This window comes from Rhizobium sp. 05N430 (assembly GCF_056396985.1).
On record NZ_JBFTMO010000002.1, the window covers coordinates 520,999 to 540,052 of the forward strand.

At 61.6% G+C, this 19,054-nt stretch carries 21 protein-coding genes; 10 read left to right on the plus strand and 11 right to left on the minus strand.

Annotated features, from left to right (window positions below):
- The first annotated feature begins 12 nt into the window (after nucleotides 1-12).
- From AC1DJO_RS06195 to AC1DJO_RS06220, 6 genes are read left to right on the plus strand one after another with little or no spacing between them, the layout of a single operon-like run.
- Nucleotides 13-957: an ABC transporter permease gene (locus AC1DJO_RS06195; RefSeq protein WP_112388523.1), complete on the plus strand. Its 945-nt coding sequence runs from the start codon at nucleotides 13-15 to the stop codon at nucleotides 955-957.
- Nucleotides 954-1,856, plus strand: a complete 903-nt coding sequence (locus AC1DJO_RS06200; protein ID WP_112388522.1) for an ABC transporter permease — start codon at nucleotides 954-956, stop codon at nucleotides 1,854-1,856. Before AC1DJO_RS06195 ends, AC1DJO_RS06200 begins: the two co-directional genes overlap by 4 nt.
- Nucleotides 1,853-3,550, plus strand: coding sequence for a dipeptide ABC transporter ATP-binding protein (locus AC1DJO_RS06205; protein ID WP_112388521.1), 1,698 nt, complete (start codon nucleotides 1,853-1,855; stop codon nucleotides 3,548-3,550). The genes AC1DJO_RS06200 and AC1DJO_RS06205 overlap by 4 nt, the downstream gene beginning before the upstream one ends.
- Nucleotides 3,547-4,593 carry a putative FMN-dependent luciferase-like monooxygenase gene (locus AC1DJO_RS06210; protein WP_112388520.1) on the plus strand — a complete coding sequence of 349 codons (1,047 nt, stop codon included), beginning with the start codon at nucleotides 3,547-3,549 and terminating at the stop codon, nucleotides 4,591-4,593. The genes AC1DJO_RS06205 and AC1DJO_RS06210 overlap by 4 nt, the downstream gene beginning before the upstream one ends.
- 25 nt (nucleotides 4,594-4,618) lie before the next feature.
- A complete protein-coding gene (locus tag AC1DJO_RS06215) occupies nucleotides 4,619-5,251 on the plus strand; it encodes a CMD domain protein (protein WP_112388519.1) in 633 nt (210 codons plus the stop codon).
- An 11-nt stretch (nucleotides 5,252-5,262) separates the two neighbouring features.
- Nucleotides 5,263-5,871: an alkylhydroperoxidase domain protein gene (locus AC1DJO_RS06220; protein WP_112388518.1), complete on the plus strand. Its 609-nt coding sequence runs from the start codon at nucleotides 5,263-5,265 to the stop codon at nucleotides 5,869-5,871.
- 37 nt (nucleotides 5,872-5,908) lie between these two features.
- Here AC1DJO_RS06220 and AC1DJO_RS06225 read toward each other — a convergent pair whose 3' ends face one another.
- From AC1DJO_RS06225 to AC1DJO_RS06260, 8 genes are all read right to left on the minus strand, one after another.
- Nucleotides 5,909-6,583: a dimethylsulfonioproprionate lyase family protein gene (locus AC1DJO_RS06225; RefSeq protein WP_112388517.1), complete on the minus strand. Its 675-nt coding sequence runs from the start codon at nucleotides 6,581-6,583 to the stop codon at nucleotides 5,909-5,911.
- A gap of 175 nt (nucleotides 6,584-6,758) precedes the next feature.
- Nucleotides 6,759-7,091 carry a cupredoxin domain-containing protein gene (locus AC1DJO_RS06230; protein ID WP_310290963.1) on the minus strand — a complete coding sequence of 111 codons (333 nt, stop codon included), beginning with the start codon at nucleotides 7,089-7,091 and terminating at the stop codon, nucleotides 6,759-6,761.
- The gene (locus AC1DJO_RS06235) at nucleotides 7,088-7,609 is read right to left on the minus strand and encodes a DUF4142 domain-containing protein (protein WP_112388516.1); all 522 of its coding nucleotides are present in this window, start codon (nucleotides 7,607-7,609) and stop codon (nucleotides 7,088-7,090) included. Before AC1DJO_RS06235 ends, AC1DJO_RS06230 begins: the two co-directional genes overlap by 4 nt.
- Before the next feature lie 84 nt (nucleotides 7,610-7,693).
- Nucleotides 7,694-8,383, minus strand: coding sequence for an RNA polymerase sigma factor (locus AC1DJO_RS06240; RefSeq protein ID WP_112388515.1), 690 nt, complete (start codon nucleotides 8,381-8,383; stop codon nucleotides 7,694-7,696).
- A gap of 115 nt (nucleotides 8,384-8,498) precedes the next feature.
- Nucleotides 8,499-9,395, minus strand: coding sequence for an N-acetylglucosamine kinase (locus AC1DJO_RS06245; protein WP_112388514.1), 897 nt, complete (start codon nucleotides 9,393-9,395; stop codon nucleotides 8,499-8,501).
- 2 nt (nucleotides 9,396-9,397) lie between these two features.
- Nucleotides 9,398-10,396 (minus strand): SIS domain-containing protein, encoded by a 999-nt coding sequence (locus tag AC1DJO_RS06250; protein WP_112388513.1) that lies wholly within the window; start codon nucleotides 10,394-10,396, stop codon nucleotides 9,398-9,400.
- 75 nt (nucleotides 10,397-10,471) lie between these two features.
- Entirely contained in the window at nucleotides 10,472-11,239 is a 768-nt protein-coding gene (locus tag AC1DJO_RS06255; protein ID WP_112388512.1) for a GntR family transcriptional regulator, read from the minus strand.
- A complete protein-coding gene (locus AC1DJO_RS06260) occupies nucleotides 11,239-12,270 on the minus strand; it encodes a Gfo/Idh/MocA family protein (RefSeq protein ID WP_477969516.1) in 1,032 nt (343 codons plus the stop codon). Before AC1DJO_RS06260 ends, AC1DJO_RS06255 begins: the two co-directional genes overlap by 1 nt.
- A gap of 198 nt (nucleotides 12,271-12,468) precedes the next feature.
- Between AC1DJO_RS06260 and AC1DJO_RS06265 the strand changes: the two genes are divergently transcribed.
- The 3 genes from AC1DJO_RS06265 to AC1DJO_RS06275 all read left to right on the plus strand — a co-directional run bounded on the left by AC1DJO_RS06265 (nucleotide 12,469) and on the right by AC1DJO_RS06275 (nucleotide 15,592).
- On the plus strand, nucleotides 12,469-13,734 hold the full coding sequence (locus AC1DJO_RS06265; protein WP_162698695.1) for an ABC transporter substrate-binding protein: 1,266 nt from the start codon (nucleotides 12,469-12,471) through the stop codon (nucleotides 13,732-13,734).
- 85 nt (nucleotides 13,735-13,819) lie between these two features.
- Nucleotides 13,820-14,707: a carbohydrate ABC transporter permease gene (locus tag AC1DJO_RS06270; RefSeq protein WP_112388509.1), complete on the plus strand. Its 888-nt coding sequence runs from the start codon at nucleotides 13,820-13,822 to the stop codon at nucleotides 14,705-14,707.
- Between the two features lie 12 nt (nucleotides 14,708-14,719).
- Nucleotides 14,720-15,592 carry a carbohydrate ABC transporter permease gene (locus AC1DJO_RS06275; RefSeq protein ID WP_310290981.1) on the plus strand — a complete coding sequence of 291 codons (873 nt, stop codon included), beginning with the start codon at nucleotides 14,720-14,722 and terminating at the stop codon, nucleotides 15,590-15,592.
- 59 nt (nucleotides 15,593-15,651) lie between these two features.
- Here AC1DJO_RS06275 and AC1DJO_RS06280 read toward each other — a convergent pair whose 3' ends face one another.
- The 3 genes from AC1DJO_RS06280 to AC1DJO_RS06290 form a co-directional block, all read right to left on the minus strand.
- Nucleotides 15,652-16,401 carry an SDR family NAD(P)-dependent oxidoreductase gene (locus tag AC1DJO_RS06280; RefSeq protein WP_112388508.1) on the minus strand — a complete coding sequence of 250 codons (750 nt, stop codon included), beginning with the start codon at nucleotides 16,399-16,401 and terminating at the stop codon, nucleotides 15,652-15,654.
- Between the two features lie 118 nt (nucleotides 16,402-16,519).
- Entirely contained in the window at nucleotides 16,520-17,155 is a 636-nt protein-coding gene (locus AC1DJO_RS06285) for a TetR family transcriptional regulator C-terminal domain-containing protein (protein ID WP_310290984.1), read from the minus strand.
- A gap of 90 nt (nucleotides 17,156-17,245) precedes the next feature.
- Nucleotides 17,246-18,163, minus strand: coding sequence for a LysR family transcriptional regulator (locus tag AC1DJO_RS06290; protein WP_112389006.1), 918 nt, complete (start codon nucleotides 18,161-18,163; stop codon nucleotides 17,246-17,248).
- A 128-nt stretch (nucleotides 18,164-18,291) separates the two neighbouring features.
- Between AC1DJO_RS06290 and AC1DJO_RS06295 the strand changes: the two genes are divergently transcribed.
- Nucleotides 18,292-18,930 (plus strand): glutathione S-transferase family protein, encoded by a 639-nt coding sequence (locus AC1DJO_RS06295; RefSeq protein WP_112388507.1) that lies wholly within the window; start codon nucleotides 18,292-18,294, stop codon nucleotides 18,928-18,930.
- Nucleotides 18,931-19,054 lie beyond the last annotated feature (124 nt).

The following is a 19,054-nucleotide window of genomic DNA, read 5'->3' on the forward strand; positions in this document are numbered from 1 at the left end:
GAAAGGATCGGCATGACCCGCTACATCATATCCCGCATAGGACAGGCGCTGCTCGTTCTCTGGGCCGCCTTCACGATCTCCTTCGTGCTGCTGCAGGCGATGCCCGGTGATGCCGTTCTTATCAAATTCCAGAATCCGGAATACGGCCTCAGTCCCGAACAGATCGCTGATATCCGCGCCGCCTATGCGGCCGACGGGAGCGTGGTCAGCCAATATCTGCACACAGCCGGAAAATTCCTGATCGGTGACTTCGGTTATTCGCTGCAGGCAGGCGTTGCCGTCAGTGCGCAGCTCTCTGCCAGCCTGCCGCCGACGATCCGGCTGGCCGGCTTCGGCTTCATCGTCGCGGCGCTGATCGCGGTGCTGCTGGCGATCCTGTCCAACATCCATGGCTTCGGAAGATTGCGTAATGTCGTCCAATCCGTGCCTTCGCTCTTCGTTTCGGTGCCGACCTTCTGGCTCGGCATCATGCTGATCCAGATATTCTCGTTCCGGCTGCGTCTGGTGCCCGTCATCAATCCCGGCCCCTGGGAGGGCCTGATTCTGCCGGTTCTGACTGTAGCCATTCCGATCTCGGCGCCGCTGGCGCAGATCCTGCTGCGCAACATCGATCACGTTCAGACGCGGCCCTTCGTTGCCGTCGCCCGAGCAAAGGGTGCCTCGCATGCATGGGTGCTGTGGCGGCATGTGGCGAAGAACGCATTCCTGCCGGTTCTGACGGTTGCCGGTGTTCTGTTCGGCGAGCTTCTGGCGGGCGCCGTGATCACCGAGACGGTCTTCGGCTTGAACGGGCTCGGCAGTCTTACCGAACAGGCGGTCAATTTTCAGGACGTCGCCGTCCTGCAGGCCATCGTCGTTCTCTCGGCGGCGGCGTTCGTCACCATCAATCTCGCGATCGATCTTCTTTATCCGATCATCGATCCGCGGCTCAAAACAAGGCCGGAGACCGCTCGATGACCAGCCTCGATGTCGCTGAACGCCATCTCGACCTGGAGACGGCAGAGACCAACGATTGGCTGCCGAGCCAAACCGCCGAAGATGCCACGCCGCGCCGAAGCAGCCGGAAGATCGATATCAGCCTTCTGCTGGCAGGCGCGGTGCTGGTCATCGTGCTTCTCTTCGCGGTCGCACCCCAGCTGTTCACCGCCTACGATCCGATCAAGGGTCTGCCAGGGCAGCAGCTGAAACCGCCGAGCGCCGCGCATCTGCTGGGAACCGATTCACTTGGCCGCGATCTTTATGCGCGCCTGGTGTACGGCGCGGTCCACTCTCTGTCGGGCGCGCTTGCAGCCGTCGGTATCGGGCTTTTCGCCGGTACAGCGCTCGGTGTTCTCGCAGGCTCGATCGGCGGGCGCACGGACACGGCCATCATGCGTCTTGCCGACGTTCTGCTGTCGATACCGGCGCTGCTGCTCTCCCTGAGCATCATTATTCTCTTGGGTTTCGGGACGATCAACGCGGCGATCGCCGTTGGTATCACTTCGGTCGCGAGCTTTGCCCGTATCGTGCGTTCCGAAGTCATCACTGTTCGCCGCAGCGAATATGTCGAAGCGGCCTTCGGCAGCGGCGGTACCTTCCTCAGCGTGCTGATCCGCCACGTGCTTCCCAACTCCCTGACCTCGGTCATCGCCTTTGCAGCACTGCAGGTCGGCTGGGCAATCCTGCAGCTCTCGACCCTTGGCTTCCTCGGTTACGGCGCACCGCCGCCGACGCCGGAATGGGGGCTGCTGATCGCCGAGGGCCGCAATTATATCGCAACCGCCTGGTGGCTGACGGCTGCCCCTGGCATCGCCGTGGTTCTGGTGGTGCTCTCCGTCAATCGCATCAGCCAGGCATTTGGAAGGATAGAGAGATGACGATACAGCCTGTCGACCTGCCGAAAGCAGCTGTCCCACCGTCTCCTGTTCTCGCCGTCTCCGGCCTGACTGTCAGCTACAGCGACAGGAACGGCGCGCGCACCGCTGTCCATGGCATCGATTTCCACGTCAACCCGGGAGAAGTCGTCGCGCTGGTGGGCGAATCCGGTTCGGGCAAAAGCTCGACGGCGCAGGCGATCATCGGGCTGCTGCCGGAAAACGGGAAACTTGAGAGCGGCAGCATCCGCCTGAACGATCAGGAGATCGCAGGCTGGCCGCAGCGGCGGCTGGACGGTATTCGCGGTTCGGTGATCAGCCTGATCCCTCAAGACCCCGGCAATTCGCTCAATCCGGTCAAGACGATCGGCAAGCAGGTGGCGGAAATTCTCGCCATTCATGGCGAAGCCTCCGGCCCTGTTGCCTATACGCAGGCGATCGCGCTTCTCGAACGCGTCGGGCTTAGCGAGCCGAAGCTGAGGGCGCAGCAATATCCACACGAACTTTCCGGTGGCATGAAGCAGCGGGTGCTGATCGCCATCGCCATCGCGTTGAAGCCGTCGCTCATCATCGCGGACGAGCCGACAAGCGCGCTTGATGTCACGGTACAGAAGCACATCCTCGACCTGATCGACGAGCTTCGCCGCGAGTATGGCACGGCAGTGCTTCTCGTTACCCACGATCTCGGTGTCGCCACCGATCGTTCCGACCGGCTGATCGTCCTCAAGCATGGCCGCATCCAGGAACAGGGCCGCACCCAGGATGTCATCGGCAATCCTCAGAATGCCTATACGCGCCAGCTGTTGTCGGATGCGCCGTCGCTGAATATCCGGCCGCGTCCGGCCACCGTGGCAAAGGAAACTCCCGCGACGGAAAGCGACGACATCATCGTCGTCGAAAACCTCGTCAAGGACTTCGGCCTTGGCGGCTATTCGCGCTTTTGCGCCGTCGACGATGTTTCCTTTCGCGTCCGGCGCGGGACGACGCATGCGCTGGTCGGCGAATCCGGTTCCGGCAAGACGACGAGCATCCGCATCGTCTCGGCATTCGAAAAGCCGAGCTCGGGCAGGGTCATCGTCGATGGGCTCGACCTTTCTACCTTGCGCGGGGAAACGCTGCGGCTGTTTCGCAGGAAGATTCAGCTCGTCTACCAGAACCCGTTCGGTTCGCTCGATCCGCGCCAGTCGATTGCCAGGATCGTCGAAGAGCCATTGCTGAATTTCGAGCCGGTTCCGCGCGCCGAGCGGACGGAGCGTGTCGCGGCGATCATCGAGAAAGTCGGCCTTCCGCCGGATGTCCTCGGCCGCCGCCCGCATGCCCTGTCGGGCGGGCAAAGACAGCGTGTCGCCATTGCCCGCGCGCTCATTCTGAACCCGCAGATCCTGGTGCTCGATGAGGCCGTGTCGGCGCTCGATGTCACCGTGCAGGCGCAGATTCTGGCGCTTCTCAGCAAACTGCAGCGCGAGCTCGGCCTGACCTATCTCTTCGTATCGCATGATCTGGCTGTCGTGCGGCAGATCGCCGATACCGTCTCGGTCTTGAGCGGCGGCAAGCTCGTGGACAGCGGCGCGGTCGGCGATGTCTTCGGCAACCCGGCGAGCGCCTATACCCGCGAACTCATCGAGGCGATCCCCGGAAAGAAGCACCGGCTGCCAGCAAAGCCATTTCCCCTGATCAGCACAGGAACACAGCAATGACGCCATCAACCGCACCGAAACGCCTGGGTTTCTTCAGCCGTATCCTCGATCAGGCCGATGCTGCGACCCGCTACCGGCTGGCCGCCGAGCAGGTCATTCATGCCGAGAAATTCGGGTTCGATACGGCATGGGTGGCACAGCACCATTTCAATGGAGATGAGGGCGGTCTTCCTGCGCCATTGATCTTTCTGGCGGAACTCTCCGCCCGAACCTCGCGCATCCGGCTTGGAACCGGTGTGATCACATTGCCGATGGAAAGTGCCGTCCGCGTCGCGGAGGACACGGCAGTGCTTGATATACTCTCGAACGGCCGCCTCGAAGTCGGCTTCGGTACTGGCGGAACTCCAGCTGCCTTCCTCCCCTTCGGGCTGGAAACGGGCGATCGCGCCGCCGTCTATGCGAAAAGCCTCGCAACGGTGCGAGATGCTTGGGCCGGGCGGGAGCTGACGGGCGGCAATCATCTTTATCCGGCAGCCCCGCATCTTCTCGAGCGCGTGTGGCAGGCAACGTTCTCGGTTGGCGGCGGAATCCGGGCCGGCCAGGATGGTGACGGATTGATGCTGTCGCGCACCCAGCCCCGGCCGGCAGAGGCGCCGGATGCAACGCTCTGGGAGCTGCAGAATCCGATCATCGACGCCTATCTTAAGGCGCTGCCGAAGGAACGGCAGCCGCGCATTCTCGGTTCGCGCAGCCTGTTCGTTGCCGACGATCGCAAGGAGGCTTTGCATCTGGCGGAAATCGGCCTGCAGCGCAGCGTCGAGCGCTTCATTGCCAGCGGTCATAAGATCGCAAGCACCAGGACAGAGGATCTCATCAGGGCCTTCGACGTGCATGTCGGTACGCCCGACGATGTGATCGCGTCGTTGAAGGCTGACACCGCGTTGGAACGCGTCACTGACCTCGTCTTCCAGGTCCATTCGGTCGATCCGCCACACGCCTACATCCTGCGCTCGCTGGAATTGATAGCCAGCGAGGTCGCTCCCGCGCTCGGCTGGGTTCGACGCGGACCCGCCGCCCACGAGCGGCGCCTCGCTACAGCATAATCACCGCCAGAAAAGGTATGAATCCATGAGTTCTTCCACACCCGATATCATTGATCTGCTAGCCGGTATCAAGCCGGGGTCTTTTCTCGACCGTCTCCGTGCCGAACGTCCGGAGACGCGGCTGAATGCGCAGAAAAGCTATCTCGCGCTCTTCGAGCCGGTGTCCGACGATCACGTAACGCGTGCCGAGCGGCTCGCGATCGCCGCATTCGTCAGCGGCCTGCACCGCTCCGGGACGGCGTCGGCCTTCTACGCCGGCGGTTTGTCCGAGCTGCAGGGCGGCGCGTCGCTCGCAGCTGCGATCCAGACGGAGATTGAAAAAGGCGCGGCAGATGGCCCTTACGGCCGCTATCCGGCCGGTCCGCTGTCGGCGGAAGATGCTCCAGGCCTGACCTATGCCGTCTCGGATTTCAGCCGCGCCGTGATCGGCGCCAAGCTGTCGGCGGCTCTCGAACACACGCATCTGCTGGTCTTCCGTCCGCGCGAAGCAAGCCCGGATGCGCTGCAGAAGCTGATTGATGCAGGCTGGACCACGACCGGTATCGTCACCCTGTCGCAGATCGTCGCGTTCCTGTCGTTTCAGATTCGCGTTGCTGCCGGCCTTTCCGCGCTCGGCGCGGCGGGCGAGGGCAGCGTCACGCGTGCGGCAGCGGAATAAGGAGAAACGTCATGACCGATACCGTCAATCATCCTGAGATCGACAATCGCCCCAACGCATTTACCCAATCCGAGATTGGCTGGACACCGTGGCTGACGCCGCTGGAAGAAAGCGAACTCACCGAGCGGCACTGGGCGGGTCTCGTCGATGCCTCGCGCTCCAAGTCTCCCTATTTCATGCTGCTGGCCCGCGATCCGGAAATTCTCGAAGCGAGGACGAAGACCGATAAGGATATCTTCTACAATACGCGCGCCGGCTTGCCGCGGGCCGATCGGGAGCTTTCGGCCGCCGCCGCATCCCGCAGCAACGGCTGCATCTTCTGCGCCTCGGTGCATTCGCGGTTCGCGTCCCATCATTCGAAACGCACGGCCGACGTTCAGCGACTGCTCGACGAAGGCGTCGAGGCCGAGCTCGGCAGCCGCCGCTGGAACGCCGTCGCCGAGGTTTCGGCGGCCTTGACGGCCACGCCTTCGCGCTTTGGCCCGGCGGAGATTGCCCGCCTGCGTGAAGAGGGCTTCGATGATCTGGAGATTGCCGACGCCATTCACGGCACCGCCTTTTTCAACTGGGCGAACCGCCTGATGCTGTCGCTCGGCGAGCCGACCCCGGCGGCTGCATAAACTGCGCCGGACCCGGCCGGGTAAGCCTGGCCGGGCTCTACCGCTCCATCTGGCACCAGGCGGCCAGCAGGGGCCGCGAGGTGCAGCGCATCGCCACGGTGTGTCCGGCCTCGTTGTAGAAGGCCGACCCCGGCGAAGCCTGCTGCCAGCCTTTTTCGTCGCAGAGGAATTCGCAGTCCGACAGCGCCAGGAAAACCCGGGCACGGTATTGGACATGATCGGGGAAGCGGCTGTAGGGCTCCATGATCGTCAGCCCGAGCGTGACATCGTCGCGCTCTTCGAGGCCCGCCGCTCCGGCGATGACGGCATGGGCGTGTGCCTTTTCGATATTCATGCTGGCGAAGGGACCGGTCGAGCTCGACGACCAATCGAGGCTCTTGGCCAGATCGTTGATCGCGGCGGCAACTTCCGCGAAAGCCCGGCCTTTCTGCGTCAGCTGGCGCAGGGCGAACTGCAGCTGCGGCCCAAGCCGCAGATGTGAGGCGGGCCGGCTGGAAACGGCGCCGGGATACTGCAGCTGATGAAAGATCTTGCCGGCAACGAATTTCTCCATCATCGGCGTATCGCCCGAAAGCATCAGATTGCCGATCGCACCGATGAGACGCTGAACCTCGACCGGCCTGCGGGAGCGGCTGACCGGGTAGGCGCCTTCGACCCGCGAACCACGATGCAGCAGGAGGTCGGCGTCCCGCCTCAGATTGGATTTCGACATGCGAGAAGTGTCCCCACGCGGCGCGGCTCTTTTCGGCCCGGTCCGTTCGCTCGGCTCAGATATTCGAACCCTTGCATCAACACGAATGCCGGCTATCGGTCAAGCGCGCGCTACGGCGATGGTCACTCGCCGAAGGCTACGCCGCCAGAGGCGTCCCTGGCGGCGTGTTTTTTCTCTAGGACACGACCTTGATGTGCCCCTTCATGTTGGGATGGAAGCGGCAGAAATATTCCACCGTGTCACCGGCGGTGACCAGGTGCGTCGCTTTCTGGCCGGCGGGGATGGTCACCTCCCAGCCGCCGTTGACGGTGGCGGTATGATCGAACGGATCCTTATTCTTCCATTCGATGGTCTCGCCGACTTTCGCCTCGGTGTCTGCAGGCGAGAAGCCGAGATTTTCGACCGTCACATGTATCTTGCCGTTATGGGCGCGCGCCAGCGATGCGCCGGCCGCAACGACTACTCCCGTCAGCAGGAAGCTTCTGCACTTCATCGGCACTGAGATCATTTCAGCTCCATGGCAACATGCTCGGCATGCTGCTCATGCCCCTGGAACAGCTTCAGCCCGGTTTCGAGCAGGCTTTTGAGGTCCTTGTTCTCTGCCGATGGGATAAGGACGGTTTCCAGCGCGCCGTTGACCTGCTTGTGATAGGCAACCTCGTTGTCGATGTAGGCCTTGTCGAAGGCGGCGCCGTCCAGCTTGCTGAGTTCGGTCTGCTTTTCCTTGGCGGCCTTTGCAAGCGCCTGGCTCGTCGGGTTGTCTTCAGGCGTGACCTTCAGCTTTTTGACGAGCGCGAGCGCCTTTTCGTTGACCGCTTCATGGTCCTTTTTCATCGATTGCGCGAATGCCTCGACGTCCTTGTTCTTGGTCTTCGAAAGGGCAAGCTTGGCGGCGTCCACGTCGATCGCGCCTGCCGTATAGGCGATATGGGCGATCTGCGGATCGGTCGGCTTGTCGGCTGCGAGCGATTGGCCGGCGGCGAGGAGAAGGCAGCTCGTAGCGATGGCGGAAATGAAGGTTTTAATCGGGATCTCCTTGGCGCGGCGGGATCGCCGGCGCCTGTTTCAACGTACGCAGCATTGGATGCCGCGCCGCCGGAGAGGTTCCCGTCAGTTCTTCAGCCCGAGTTTGGCGATCACGGCTTCGGTCAACCGCTCGCAGCGCCTGCCGGCGAAGGGGAAGGCGTCCATCAGGATCGGCCCGATCTGCTCTTCCAGCTGCTTGCGAATGAGTTTGCGGGCGCGGTGAAGCCGCGTCTTGACCGTTGCCGCGGGAATATCGAGCAGCGTGGCCGTCTCTCCGATATCCAGCCCCTCGATGACGCGGGCAACGAACACGATGCGAAAGTCCTCCGGAAGGGCATCGGTTGCCTGCTCTACGAGCTGAAGAAGCTGTCGCTGCGCCATGCCGCGCTCCGGGTCGATGGTGGATGATGAAGGGTGGAGCGCGATGATCTCGGCTTGCGGCTGGCCAGACGGAGGGATCGAGCGTTTGAGCCGCTTTTCGGCGCGCAACCGCATGAAGGCAGTATTCAGTGCGATACGCGAAAGCCAGGTCGAGAGCGACGCCGCGCCGTCGAAATCGGAAAGCTTTGAAAAGGCCTGGAGATAGGTGTCCTGCAGCGCTTCCTCTGCTTCCGCATTGCTGTGAAGAACCGCCCGGACAAGCCGGTAGAGCCGCTGATTGTGAAACCGGATGATCTCGCGGATCGCCTGCGCGTCGCCTGTGGACGCCCGGCGGACAAGTATTGCTTCGTCGGTGGCGAAGGATAGTCGCGGTGAATTCTCGAACGCCTGCATCTGGCTTCTCGTTGTGGAAGCTTATTTGATGCTGGGCCGCGTGCAAGGTTTCCGCGAGTGCCGATTTTACAAGGCGACGCCTCTGTCGCCTCATGGACCGGCTCCCAATCTCCGATTATCCAATCGCCGCGCGGGCCAGAAAGACTGCACCCTCGACCGGTGAGACGTCGAGCACATGCACAGCAAGCCGCGGATGCTGCTTGCCGAGTGCGCGCTTGAACGCGTCGAGCAGACGCGCCTGTTTAACGATCACGCTGCCCGCCACGACGACGTCATCGCCTGTCGCCCCCCGATTTTTGAGCTGGGCGACAAGCGCCGCAAGATAGCCGGCGCCCTCCGAGATGACGTTCACCGCCAGTTGCGATCCGCCGTCTGCGGCATCGAAAATGGCAGTGCAATGCGGTGCCCAGTTCTCGGCCGTCGGGTCGTCGTTGACCTTGCGGGTCAGCCGCTCGGCATCCTCGACGCCGAAATCGGCAATCAATGCCGAGAGCAATCCGTCATCTGGCTTGCCTTCGTCATTTGCTCTCAGCGCAGCCCGGGCTGCCTCGCGCACCAATGCGGCCGCACCACCTTCGTCGCCAATCACGCATCCCCATCCGCCCGCCGAAATCGGTTGCCCCGAGCCATCCGTTCCAACGGCGATGGCGCCGGTACCCGCTATGACGCCGATACCCTGACGGAGCCCGGCAGCAGGCACGATGAGTGCCGCATCGTTGACTGCTCGAACGCGATATCCCCGATCGAGCAACGCCGCTTCAAGATCCCGCCCGATCGAGGGATTGTTGATTCCCTGCGCACCGAAGGCAATGGAGGCGATCGAAAGACCAGCGGGCAGGGTGGCGCGCAGGCGCGAAGCCAGCCAATCGGCGCCGTGAGACGCGGGCTCCGCGTCCCAATCCTGACTGGAGATGACCGTGTCCAGAATACGCGCACCGGCCAGCGTTTCCACGACCAGATGCGTCTTCGTCCCACCGACATCAAGCGCCACAAGACATTCACTGCTATCCATCGTCAGGCTACCTTGGTGTCGTTGTGGTGGAAGACGAAGGCATCGGGATCGAGCCCGCGGGCAAGCGCGGTTTCAACCGCAATGGTCTGCATGATGACGGCCTCGAGGATTGGCCGCTGGGTGATGCTGACGCGCGGTAGCGGTATATAGGTCAGCCAATCGCTGGCTGCGGCTTGCACGGGGCCGGCAAGGATCGTGTGATGACCGGCTTTTGCCAGGGTCGATGCCAATTCCGCCTCCCGCTCGTCGCCAAAGAGAATATGCACGCCCTTGCCGGCCGATTCCATCGCGCCATGCAGATATTGCCTGGTCGACATGCCGGTCGAAGGGATGCGGGCGATCTCGCGTAGCAGCAGCGCGCCGACTTCAGCCGAACCGGCTGAAGGGGCAATCCCGGCGCAATCGACATATACCGCGTCCGTCATGCGTGCGAGAATCTCGCCGGTCTGCGTCTTGAGCTTCTGCTCGACGGTGCGGAAGGCAGTGGGGAGATCAGACCAGGACGTATCGATTGCGCCGCCATCCCAGGCCTCGGCGATCATGCCAAGAGCTGCGATCGTTGCCGTATAGCCAATCGTCGATGCGTAGCTGTCTGGGATTGCGCCGAGCGAAATATTGGCCGACGAGGCGGCCGCGACGGGGGAATCCTTGGCGTTGACCACCGATATGCGCAGGCTGCGCTCGATCGAGTTCAGCACGGCAAGCGTCTCGGTGCTCTTGCCGCTTTGCGAGACGGCGATCACCGGATGGCTGGATGCGGGGAAGGGGATCGGATATTCGCCGCCATTGAGGCGCCACGAATGCACACCGCGGGACCGCAAGGCCCAGACGGCAGCCGAACTCGCTGCAAAGCTTGCGCCGATACCCATGAAGATCGGGCCCGCGCCTTTCAGCGCGCTGGAAGCATTGCGAACTTCGCTGCCAATTGCAGCAATCGCGGTTTCCAGCGCATTGGCCTGGGAGGCGCGCGCGTCAGCCAGCGAAATATAACCTTTGACCATTGCGGTCTTCTCCTTGGTCCTGAAATGATGTGCGGCCGCGGCTTTGGCCAGCGCGTGCCGGATGGACGGACGGCGTCACCCGCCGGTCTTCGCAGTGCGTGAAAAAGATGTCCGCAGGCGGTAGCGGTCGCCTGCGTAGCGGATCGTCGATGCCATGACCGGCCGCCCGCTGCTGTCTTCGACAAGCTGGCGCATGGCGAGGATCGGCATGCCCTGCTCGATGCCGAGATGGCGGGCAAGCGTCTTGTCTGCGGCGTGCGCCTCGATCGTCGATTCGGCGCGCGCCAGGTCAAAGCCGGCACCGGTCAGCAGCTTGAAAAGCGAAGCCGTCTTGAAATCGACACCCGACATATCGAGCCCGCGGATCATCGGGAAGAACGACGTATCGACGGCAACCGGCACGCCATCCAGCCGACGTATGCGGTCGAGATGAAAGACCGGCGCGCCGGGCGCAATGCCGAGCTCTTCTGCCTCATCGAGGCTTGCGGGCGCCCCTTCGGCACGCAGCACGTCCGAGGATGGCGCGAGGCCGAGGCGGGCAGCGGTTTCGCTGAAGGATTCAAGCGTCTGGGGAAATTCCTGATGCGCTTCCGTTGCCACGTACCAGCCACGGCCGTGCGAAGACACCAGCACGCCGTCAGTCACCAGGCTCTGCAGCGCGCGGCGCAGCGTTACGCGACTGATCGATAGCCGGGTCAGCAAATCGCGTTCCGGCGGCAGACGGTTTCCCGACGCCAGCTTGCCGGCTGCAATCTCTTTCATGATCGCCTTTGCGGCCTGCTGCCACAGGGGCTCGGGAGAATCCGACTGCAAAGGTCCCGGCTGGCCTTCATTTCCGATCATCAGTTCACCGCTACCTTTTCCCACTGCCTGGTTTTCATGGACCGGTAGCATGCATCGATGATCCTGTTGACGATAACCCCGTCTTCGTAGGTTTCGGACGGAGCCTTGCCGGCTGCGAAGCAATCGACGAAATGGCGCATCTGCTGCGAGAAGCCATAGGCGCGCGTCTCTTCCGGTACGGGATACACCCAGCCGGTCTCGGCATCCGCCTTCTCGACAGTATAGCCGACAGGCTTGCCGACGAAGCCCCAGACGGGACCGACAGAACTGTCGGTGACGATGCGCCCCTCGGAGCCGACGAGCTCATGACGCAGCTGCATGCCGCCCTTTTCGATCCAGGAAGATTCGATGGTCGCCAGCTCGCCACCGGCAAATTTCAGAAGTGCGATCGCGGCATCCTCACCGGTCGTCTTGTCGCCATGCACCATCGTCGAACCCCAGGCCATCACCTCGGTCACGGGATTGTCCTTTCCGAAGAAATGCCGTGCTGATTCTACGGTGTGGCAGCCCATGTCAAGCAAAGCGCCCCCGCCCGCCGTCTCCGCATCCCAGAAGTGCGGCGCATGCGGACCCGAATGGGCCTCGCGAGCACGCATCGTCAGCAGCTTGCCGATGCCGCCGGCCTTCAGCATTTCGTAAGCCTTGGCTGTGTTCGGGGAGAAGACCGAACTCTCTGCATATCCGTGCCAGACGCCTGCCTCGGTTACCAGCTTGAGCATCTCTGCGGCCTTGGCTTCGGTGCGGGCAAGCGGCTTGGTGCAGACCACGGCCTTCTTGTGTTTTGCGGCAATTCTTGTCGCCTCGAGATGCACCTCGTTCGGGAGGGCGATGATGACAAGATCAACGGAAGGGTCGGCGCAAAGGGCATCCATCGTGGCATGGGTCTTGATCCGCCACTTGGCCGCAAATTCCTCGGCCCGCTTGCCGCTGCGAGAATAGCAGCTGCGCAACTCCGCATTGCGGACGTCAAGCAGTGCATCGGCATAGCATTCGCCAATGAAACCCGATCCCAGCAACCCGACGCCGATCATTTCCACCCCTCCAAGCTCTGTGGCAACAGTCCTTATTCCTTTCAATCGAATACCACATAAGACAAAAATGGGAAACAAAAAAAATATAACTTGTCACAACTGGTATTGAGAGGTATCGTCGCCTCAACAATCGCCGGACTGAGATTAAAAGAACCGGCATGGGAGCAGTTTTGAGTCACAAGAATGGGAGATTATGAAATGCTTTCAAAGCACGCATTGCTGAACGGTGCCGTTGTCTCACTGGTTGCGATGGTCGCTGCCGGCAGCGCTTTCGCCGAAGATGTCACCATCAAGCTCGGAAGCTGGCGGACCGAAGATATCGCAGTGTGGCAGGACAAGATCATTCCGGCCTTCGAAGCCAAGAATCCCGGCATCAAGGTGGAGTTCTCTCCGGTCAATACCAATGAGTATAATGCAGCGATGCAATCCCAAATTGAAGCTGGCGCGGGACCTGATCTCCTGACCTGCCGCCCCTTCGACGTCAATCGCGAGTGGATCAGCCGCAAGTATTTTGACTCCCTGGCGGACTTTGGCGCCATCAAGAATTTCGACGACACGTCGAAGGCCGCCTGGACCGACGCCAAAGGCACGCCCTATTGCTTGCCGATCGCCGCCGTGCTCGCTGGCTTCTATTACAATGTCGATATCTTCAAGGAGCTCGGGCTCGAAGTTCCGAAGACTGCTGACGAGTTCGTCAAGGTACTGCAAAAGATCAAGGATAGCGGCAAATACGAGCCGCTTGCCTATGGGTCGGCAGAATCCTGGCAGCTCGCCTATAACGGTCTTTACAACATCGGTCCGTCCTACTGGAACGGCGAAGAGGGCCGCCAGGGCCTGATCGACGGCACCAAGAAGCTCACGGATCCGGAATTCGTCGAGGCCTTCAAAGCCTTCGCAGCCTGGAAGCCGTTCCTGCCTAATGGGCAGGCAAGCCTGCAATATGCCGACATGACCCAGCTTTTCACCATCGGCCGCGCGGCAATCCTGCCGGACGGTTCCTGGGATATCAATCAGGTGACCTCAACGGGTCTCAACGTCGGTGTCTTCGGTCCGCCGGCTGCCAAGGAGGGCGGTCAGCGCTACCTGCAGGAAATGCCTGACATGGCGATCGGCATCAATGCCGCAAGCAGGAACAAGGATGCCGCAAAGACCTTCCTCACCTGGCTGGCATCTCCGGAATTCCAGGAACTTTACGTCAATGCCGCCCCAGGCTTCTTCGCCATGAGCAGCACGCCGGTAACCTATAACAACGCGCTGGCGCAGAAATTCGCCGACCTGAAGAAGGACGCCAAACTGACGCCGCGCCTGGCGCTGGACCGGCTGAGCGCCGGCAATCCGCCGCTCGACGACGAAATCTGGCGCGTGCTGCAGACGATGATGATCGGAGACGATGTCACCCCTGAAAAGGCGACTGCAGAACTCCAGGCCGGTCTTGCATCCTGGTACGCACCGCAGAAAAAGTAACAAGAGCGCCCCGCGCACCACACCGGTGCGCGAGGCTCCCGATGCCCGCCGGCATCAGCTGGCGACCAGACTACGGAGATACCGGGTGACACGTCCTGCGACGGCTCGCTGGAGCCTTTTCCTTTTTGTGCTGCCAGCGCTCGCAATCTATCTCGCTTTCGCCGTCCTGCCGCTCATCGCCTCGATCGTCATGAGCTTCTTCGATACGGATGGTCAGGCCGGGCGCGTCTTCGTCGGGCTGGAAAACTATTATTACCTCTTCACCCATCCGGTCACGAGCGCGCGTTTCTGGAACGCGCTGCTGAACAATTTCGAATATTTCATCATCCATCTGGTGGTCGAAGTGCCGATCGGCCTTTTGATGGCGGGTTTGCTCACCTCCGGTCTGCTGAACCGTTCCGAAGGCGTCTACCGCACGCTGCTCTTTATCCCCGCGACGCTCTCCGTCGTCATCGTCGGCTTCATCTGGCGCCTGATCATCAATCCGCTTTGGGGACTGGTCGGCTTTCCGCTACTCGGCAACGAACTGACGGCACTGCCGACGATCTCTCTGATGTCGGTCTGGCAATATGTCGGCATTCCGATGCTGTTCCTCTACAGCGCGCTGCTTGCTGTTCCGGAGGATGTCGTCGAGGCGGCGCGGATCGATGGTGCCGGAAACTGGCGAATCTTCTGGGCGATCAAGTTCCCGCTGATTGCGCCGCAATTCGGTCTGATCGTCATCCTCACCTATATCTGGACTTTCAACGGCTTTGATCTGGTCTTCGCGCTGAATGGCGCAGCACCAGGCCCGAACTACAGCACGGATATTCTCGGGACGCTGTTCTACCGCACCTTTTTCGGGTCCAGTGGCCAGGTGGCCGATCTGGATCTCGGAGCGACCGTCGCAACGGTGATCTTCGTCATCATTCTTCTCGTCACTGCCGCCTATTTCTGGCTGGTCCAGCGACGGCTGCAAGCGCACCAAGTCTGAGGAACAGCAGAGATGTCATCGTCAGCCAAACTCAGTGCCAGCTTCTACGGCTCCAGCCGCCAGCGCATGGTGCTCGATCGCATCGTCGTCCACGGATTGCTGATCTTCTTCGTGCTCCTGGCCCTCGGCCCGATCTTCATCGTCATCCTGAATTCCTTCAAGACGACACCGGCGATCTTTGGCGGCCCCTTCGATCTGCCGACCGTCAAGACTTTCAGCGTCGACGGCTATATCCGGGTCTTCACCCGCGGCAATTTTTTCTTGAACTACCGTAACAGCCTTGTCGTCACCGTCTCGACGATCGTACTGACGGTGGTTTTTTCGGCGCTGGCTGCCTACGGCCTGGTGGAATACCGCCTGAAGATCACGCCCGTGATCGCCGGGCTTTTCGTGGTCGGCATCATGCTGCCGATCCGCCTCGGCACCGTTCCGATCCTCGAGATCATGATCGCATGGCGGCTGGTCGATACGCTGACGGCACTGGTCCTGGTCTATACCGCAATGAGCGTGCCGATCGCGGTGACGCTGATGATGGCGTATTTCCGCACGGTGCCGACCGAGATAAAGGAAGCGGCACGCATGGACGGGGCAGGGGAATTCCGGACATTCCTGATCGTCCTGCCGGTGGTGAAGCCCGGCCTTGCAGCTGTTGCCACGCTGACGATGCTGCCCGTCTGGAACGACCTCTGGTTCCCGCTGATCCTGTCGCCCGGCCGCAGCAACCAGACAGTGACGCTTGGCGTCCAGCAGTTCGTCGGGCAATTTCTCAGCGACTATCCGGCACTGCTTGCTGCACTCACACTCGGGATTCTGCCTCTCGTCGTTCTCTACGTAGTGTTCTCACGACAATTCGTCCGTGGCCTGAGCCAAGGGGTCGGCAAGTGACGAGAAGAGCGGCGAGGATGCTGCCGCCCTTCTCCAGCTACTGAAGAGCGCGCTGAGCATCAGCCCGCAAGCTTGCCGCCATCGACGGCAAGCGAGTGGCCGGTCAGGAAAGAGGCCTGCGGCGACGCCAGGAAGACAATCGCCGCCGCCACTTCTTCCGAATGGCCGAGACGGCGCATCGGCACATATGACTTCAGGTAATCGAGACGGTCATCCGATCCGCCCGTCAAGCGGTCAAGGAAGCCGGTCTGGATAGGGCCGGGTGCCACGGCATTGACGCGAATGGCCGTGGTTGCGACCTCGAGGGCCGCCGATTTCGTCAGCCCTTCCACCGCGTGCTTGCTGGCGACATAGACGGATCCGTTCGGTGTTCCAACCTTGCCCAGCACAGAGGACACGTTGATGATGCTGCCGGTTCCCTGCTCCTTCATCACACGCAACTCATGCTTCATGCTGAGCAGGGTGCCCAGCACATTGGTGTCGAAGGTCGCCGCGTAAGTTTCGGCAGTCTGCGCCGTTACCGGCCCGAACGCACCTTCGGTGCCGGCATTGTTGACGGCGACGTCGAGACGGCCGAAGCGGGCCACTGTCTGGTCGATGAGCGACTCGACTTCTTGGTCATGGCGGACATCGGCACGAACAAATTCGGCCTCGGCGCCCATGGCGCGGAGTTGCTCGACAAGCTCGCGGCCCAGTTCGTCGCGGCGGCCGGAAACCACAAGGCGGGCGCCATCGCGGCCAAAAGCAATCGCCGTCGCGCGGCCTATACCGGTAAGCGCACCGGTGATCAAAACAACAGGAGCAGACATTGGAAAACCCTTTCAAGCCTCGGCGGAAATCGCGCAAGGTGAATAATATGTACGTACGTACATTTATGGGTGTCAACAAAAATGTACGATCGTACACTATGCTTCTGTGCGGAGATGGTCAGTGGAGCGGGCGCAGCACGATCGAGAAGAGCACCGTTTCAAGCCGTTCGATCGGCTCCGGGCTGCGCTGAGATTTGCTAAGCAGCACCGCTCCCTGATGCGAGGAGACGATGAACCCGGCGACCTGCCGGCAATCGATATCCGGGGCCACTTCTCCGGCCTTGACGGCCGCCTCGATGCAATAGGCGACTGCATCGGTGAGGCCAGCGACGATCTCGTTGACGCGCTGACGTATGGCATCGCCAGCCACGCCGGTTTCGGCAATGAAGTTGCCGAGCAGGCCCCCGAGAGGGCCGCCGCAGCTTCCCTTCGAACGGCTGCCGGCAATGTATTCCCGAAGCCGCATCAATGGCGGCTTCGCATCGTTGCGCAGCGTATCGAGCACGACATTCTGGCTGTTGGCGAAATAGAGCTCGACGATCTCGAGCCCGAACGCTTCCTTGGAAACGAAATGATTGGTGAAGGAGCCCAGGGGCACGCCAGCTGCGCTGACAATGCTGCGCACCGAGGCGGACGAGAAGCCGACCTCGTCGACGACCTTAAGGCCTTCCCTCAGAATTTTTTCGCGGTTCGACAGCTTCGCCATCGCTGCAATATGATGAGACCGGCGCAGCTCGTCAATGAGCGGCGGCAAGGGCTGCGCTGGGAGCCATTGGGTCTCGCGCCTCAATGACGGCAATGCGCCTTGGCCTAGGCTACCGCATGGAGCTCGGCGCAGGCATCGTCAATCCGCTCCGCCGTCGTCATCGGTGCTGAATTCGGAAGCGAGTTCGCTCCTGATAAAGTCGGCGAAGGTTCTCGCTTTGCTACTCGCCGTGCGTCCGCTCGGGAAGACCGCCCAGAGATCGATGGGCGGAAGATCCCAGTCCTGGAGGACGCGCCGGACCTTGCCGGAGGCCAGTTCGGGCGCGAACATCCATTCAGAGGCGACGGCCAGTCCCATTCCGGCAAAGACCGCTTCGCGAACACCCTCGGCTGCGGTCAACCGGATGCGCTCCTTGATGGTCACGGCGCTTTGAACCGGCCCCTGGCTGAAGTTCCAGACAGTGCCGCCGCTGCGCAGATCGTAGACGACGGCTTGATGTGCCCCCAGTTCCGCAGGAGAGGTGGGCTCACCGTGGCTTTCAAAATACTCCGGTGAGGCGACCACGACGCGCGGGCTCTGTCCGACCTTGCGGGCGGTCAGCGATGAATCCTGCAGATCTCCCATTCGCAGAGCGATGTCGATACCGGCTTCGACAAGATCGACGTTGCGATCGTCCATGAATACTTCGATATCGAGATCGGGGTGCATGGCCAGGAATTTTGGCAAGTGGGGAACCACGTGGAGCCGCATGAATGTCACCGCGCCGCTGATCCGCAGCCGGCCGTTGAGAGCGGCACCTGAGCCCCGCGCCTTGGCCTCGGCCTCGTCGGCCTCTTCGACAGCGCGCTTGGCGTGTTCATAAAAATTCTCGCCCGCCTCCGTGGGCATCAGGCCTTGCGTCGTCCGCAACAGCAGCCTGGTGCCGACGCGTTCTTCCAGTTGAGCGATCATTTTGGAAATTGCCGGCTGCCCGACACGCAACTGCCGCGCGGCACCGGTGAATGATCCGGTATCGACGACGCGCACAAAGGCGTCCATGGCAGCGAGCCGGTTCATGGGCCATTCCTCCTTGGAATGATGCATATGTCTCCATCGCGGCTTCCCCCGTCAAGTCCACGCGCGCAAATAATGCGCGGTGCTCGATGCGGCAGCATCCCCATCAATTCTCCAGAGTGGAAACCACGATGATCGAAGTCTATGCCTTTGCGACGCCCAACAGTGTTCGCGTGCCTATCGCCCTTGAAGAGCTCGGGCTTGCTTATGAGCTCAAGCCTATCAACGTCCGCAAGGGCGAGCAGAAACTGCCGGACTACCTGGCCATCAACCCCAATGGCAAGGTTCCTCTGTTGATCGATAGCGATGGCCCCGATGGGGAGCCCATCACCGTCAGTGAATCCGGGGCGATCCTCGTCTATCTTGCTGAAAAGACGGGAAGGCTGCTTCCGGGCGATGGCGCAGGCCGCGCCCGTGTCTTCGAACAGATTTTCTTTCATCTGACCGGAATTGGCCCAGCCTTTGGGCAACTCGGCTTCTTCAAGCGGCAAGCCGCCGAGCAGATCCCATTGGCGATCGCAAGGTTCCAGACAGAGGCTGAACGCGTCCTCGCCGTGCTCGAAGGCGTGCTTCACGAGCGCAAATTTGTTGCCGGAGACCAGTTCACGATCGCCGACATCGTGCATTTCGGATGGCTATGGCGCCGCGAATTTGCAGGCATTGACTTCGAGAGGACACCAAACATCGCGCGCTGGTACGGCGAGATTGATGCCCGTCCTGCGGTCAAACGCGCGATCGAGAAAGTCACGGCATTGGTTCCTGCGACATGATTGCTTCGAAAGCAGATCGGGCCGGTCTTTCCTAGTCAGGATCGTCCTTGACTGACGGTTTGCAATCAAAGAACACAAGGCGCGTGCCCGGCGACGGCGCGCGCCTTTTGGCGTATTGAGAGAT

Coding starts and splice junctions, on each gene's coding strand:
- AC1DJO_RS06275 (WP_310290981.1), top strand. CDS start 14,720: ATGTCATCGTCAGCCAAACTCAGTGCCAGCTTCTACGGCTCCAGCCGC.
- AC1DJO_RS06195 (WP_112388523.1), top strand. CDS start 13: ATGACCCGCTACATCATATCCCGCATAGGACAGGCGCTGCTCGTTCTC.
- AC1DJO_RS06205 (WP_112388521.1), top strand. CDS start 1,853: ATGACGATACAGCCTGTCGACCTGCCGAAAGCAGCTGTCCCACCGTCT.
- AC1DJO_RS06210 (WP_112388520.1), top strand. CDS start 3,547: ATGACGCCATCAACCGCACCGAAACGCCTGGGTTTCTTCAGCCGTATC.
- AC1DJO_RS06255 (WP_112388512.1), bottom strand. CDS start 11,239: ATGATCGGAAATGAAGGCCAGCCGGGACCTTTGCAGTCGGATTCTCCC.
- AC1DJO_RS06240 (WP_112388515.1), bottom strand. CDS start 8,383: ATGCAGGCGTTCGAGAATTCACCGCGACTATCCTTCGCCACCGACGAA.
- AC1DJO_RS06280 (WP_112388508.1), bottom strand. CDS start 16,401: ATGTCTGCTCCTGTTGTTTTGATCACCGGTGCGCTTACCGGTATAGGC.
- AC1DJO_RS06245 (WP_112388514.1), bottom strand. CDS start 9,395: ATGGATAGCAGTGAATGTCTTGTGGCGCTTGATGTCGGTGGGACGAAG.
- AC1DJO_RS06265 (WP_162698695.1), top strand. CDS start 12,469: ATGCTTTCAAAGCACGCATTGCTGAACGGTGCCGTTGTCTCACTGGTT.
- AC1DJO_RS06230 (WP_310290963.1), bottom strand. CDS start 7,091: ATGATCTCAGTGCCGATGAAGTGCAGAAGCTTCCTGCTGACGGGAGTA.
- AC1DJO_RS06215 (WP_112388519.1), top strand. CDS start 4,619: ATGAGTTCTTCCACACCCGATATCATTGATCTGCTAGCCGGTATCAAG.
- AC1DJO_RS06290 (WP_112389006.1), bottom strand. CDS start 18,163: ATGAACCGGCTCGCTGCCATGGACGCCTTTGTGCGCGTCGTCGATACC.
- AC1DJO_RS06260 (WP_477969516.1), bottom strand. CDS start 12,270: ATGATCGGCGTCGGGTTGCTGGGATCGGGTTTCATTGGCGAATGCTAT.
- AC1DJO_RS06220 (WP_112388518.1), top strand. CDS start 5,263: ATGACCGATACCGTCAATCATCCTGAGATCGACAATCGCCCCAACGCA.
- AC1DJO_RS06200 (WP_112388522.1), top strand. CDS start 954: ATGACCAGCCTCGATGTCGCTGAACGCCATCTCGACCTGGAGACGGCA.
- AC1DJO_RS06250 (WP_112388513.1), bottom strand. CDS start 10,396: ATGGTCAAAGGTTATATTTCGCTGGCTGACGCGCGCGCCTCCCAGGCC.
- AC1DJO_RS06225 (WP_112388517.1), bottom strand. CDS start 6,583: ATGTCGAAATCCAATCTGAGGCGGGACGCCGACCTCCTGCTGCATCGT.
- AC1DJO_RS06295 (WP_112388507.1), top strand. CDS start 18,292: ATGATCGAAGTCTATGCCTTTGCGACGCCCAACAGTGTTCGCGTGCCT.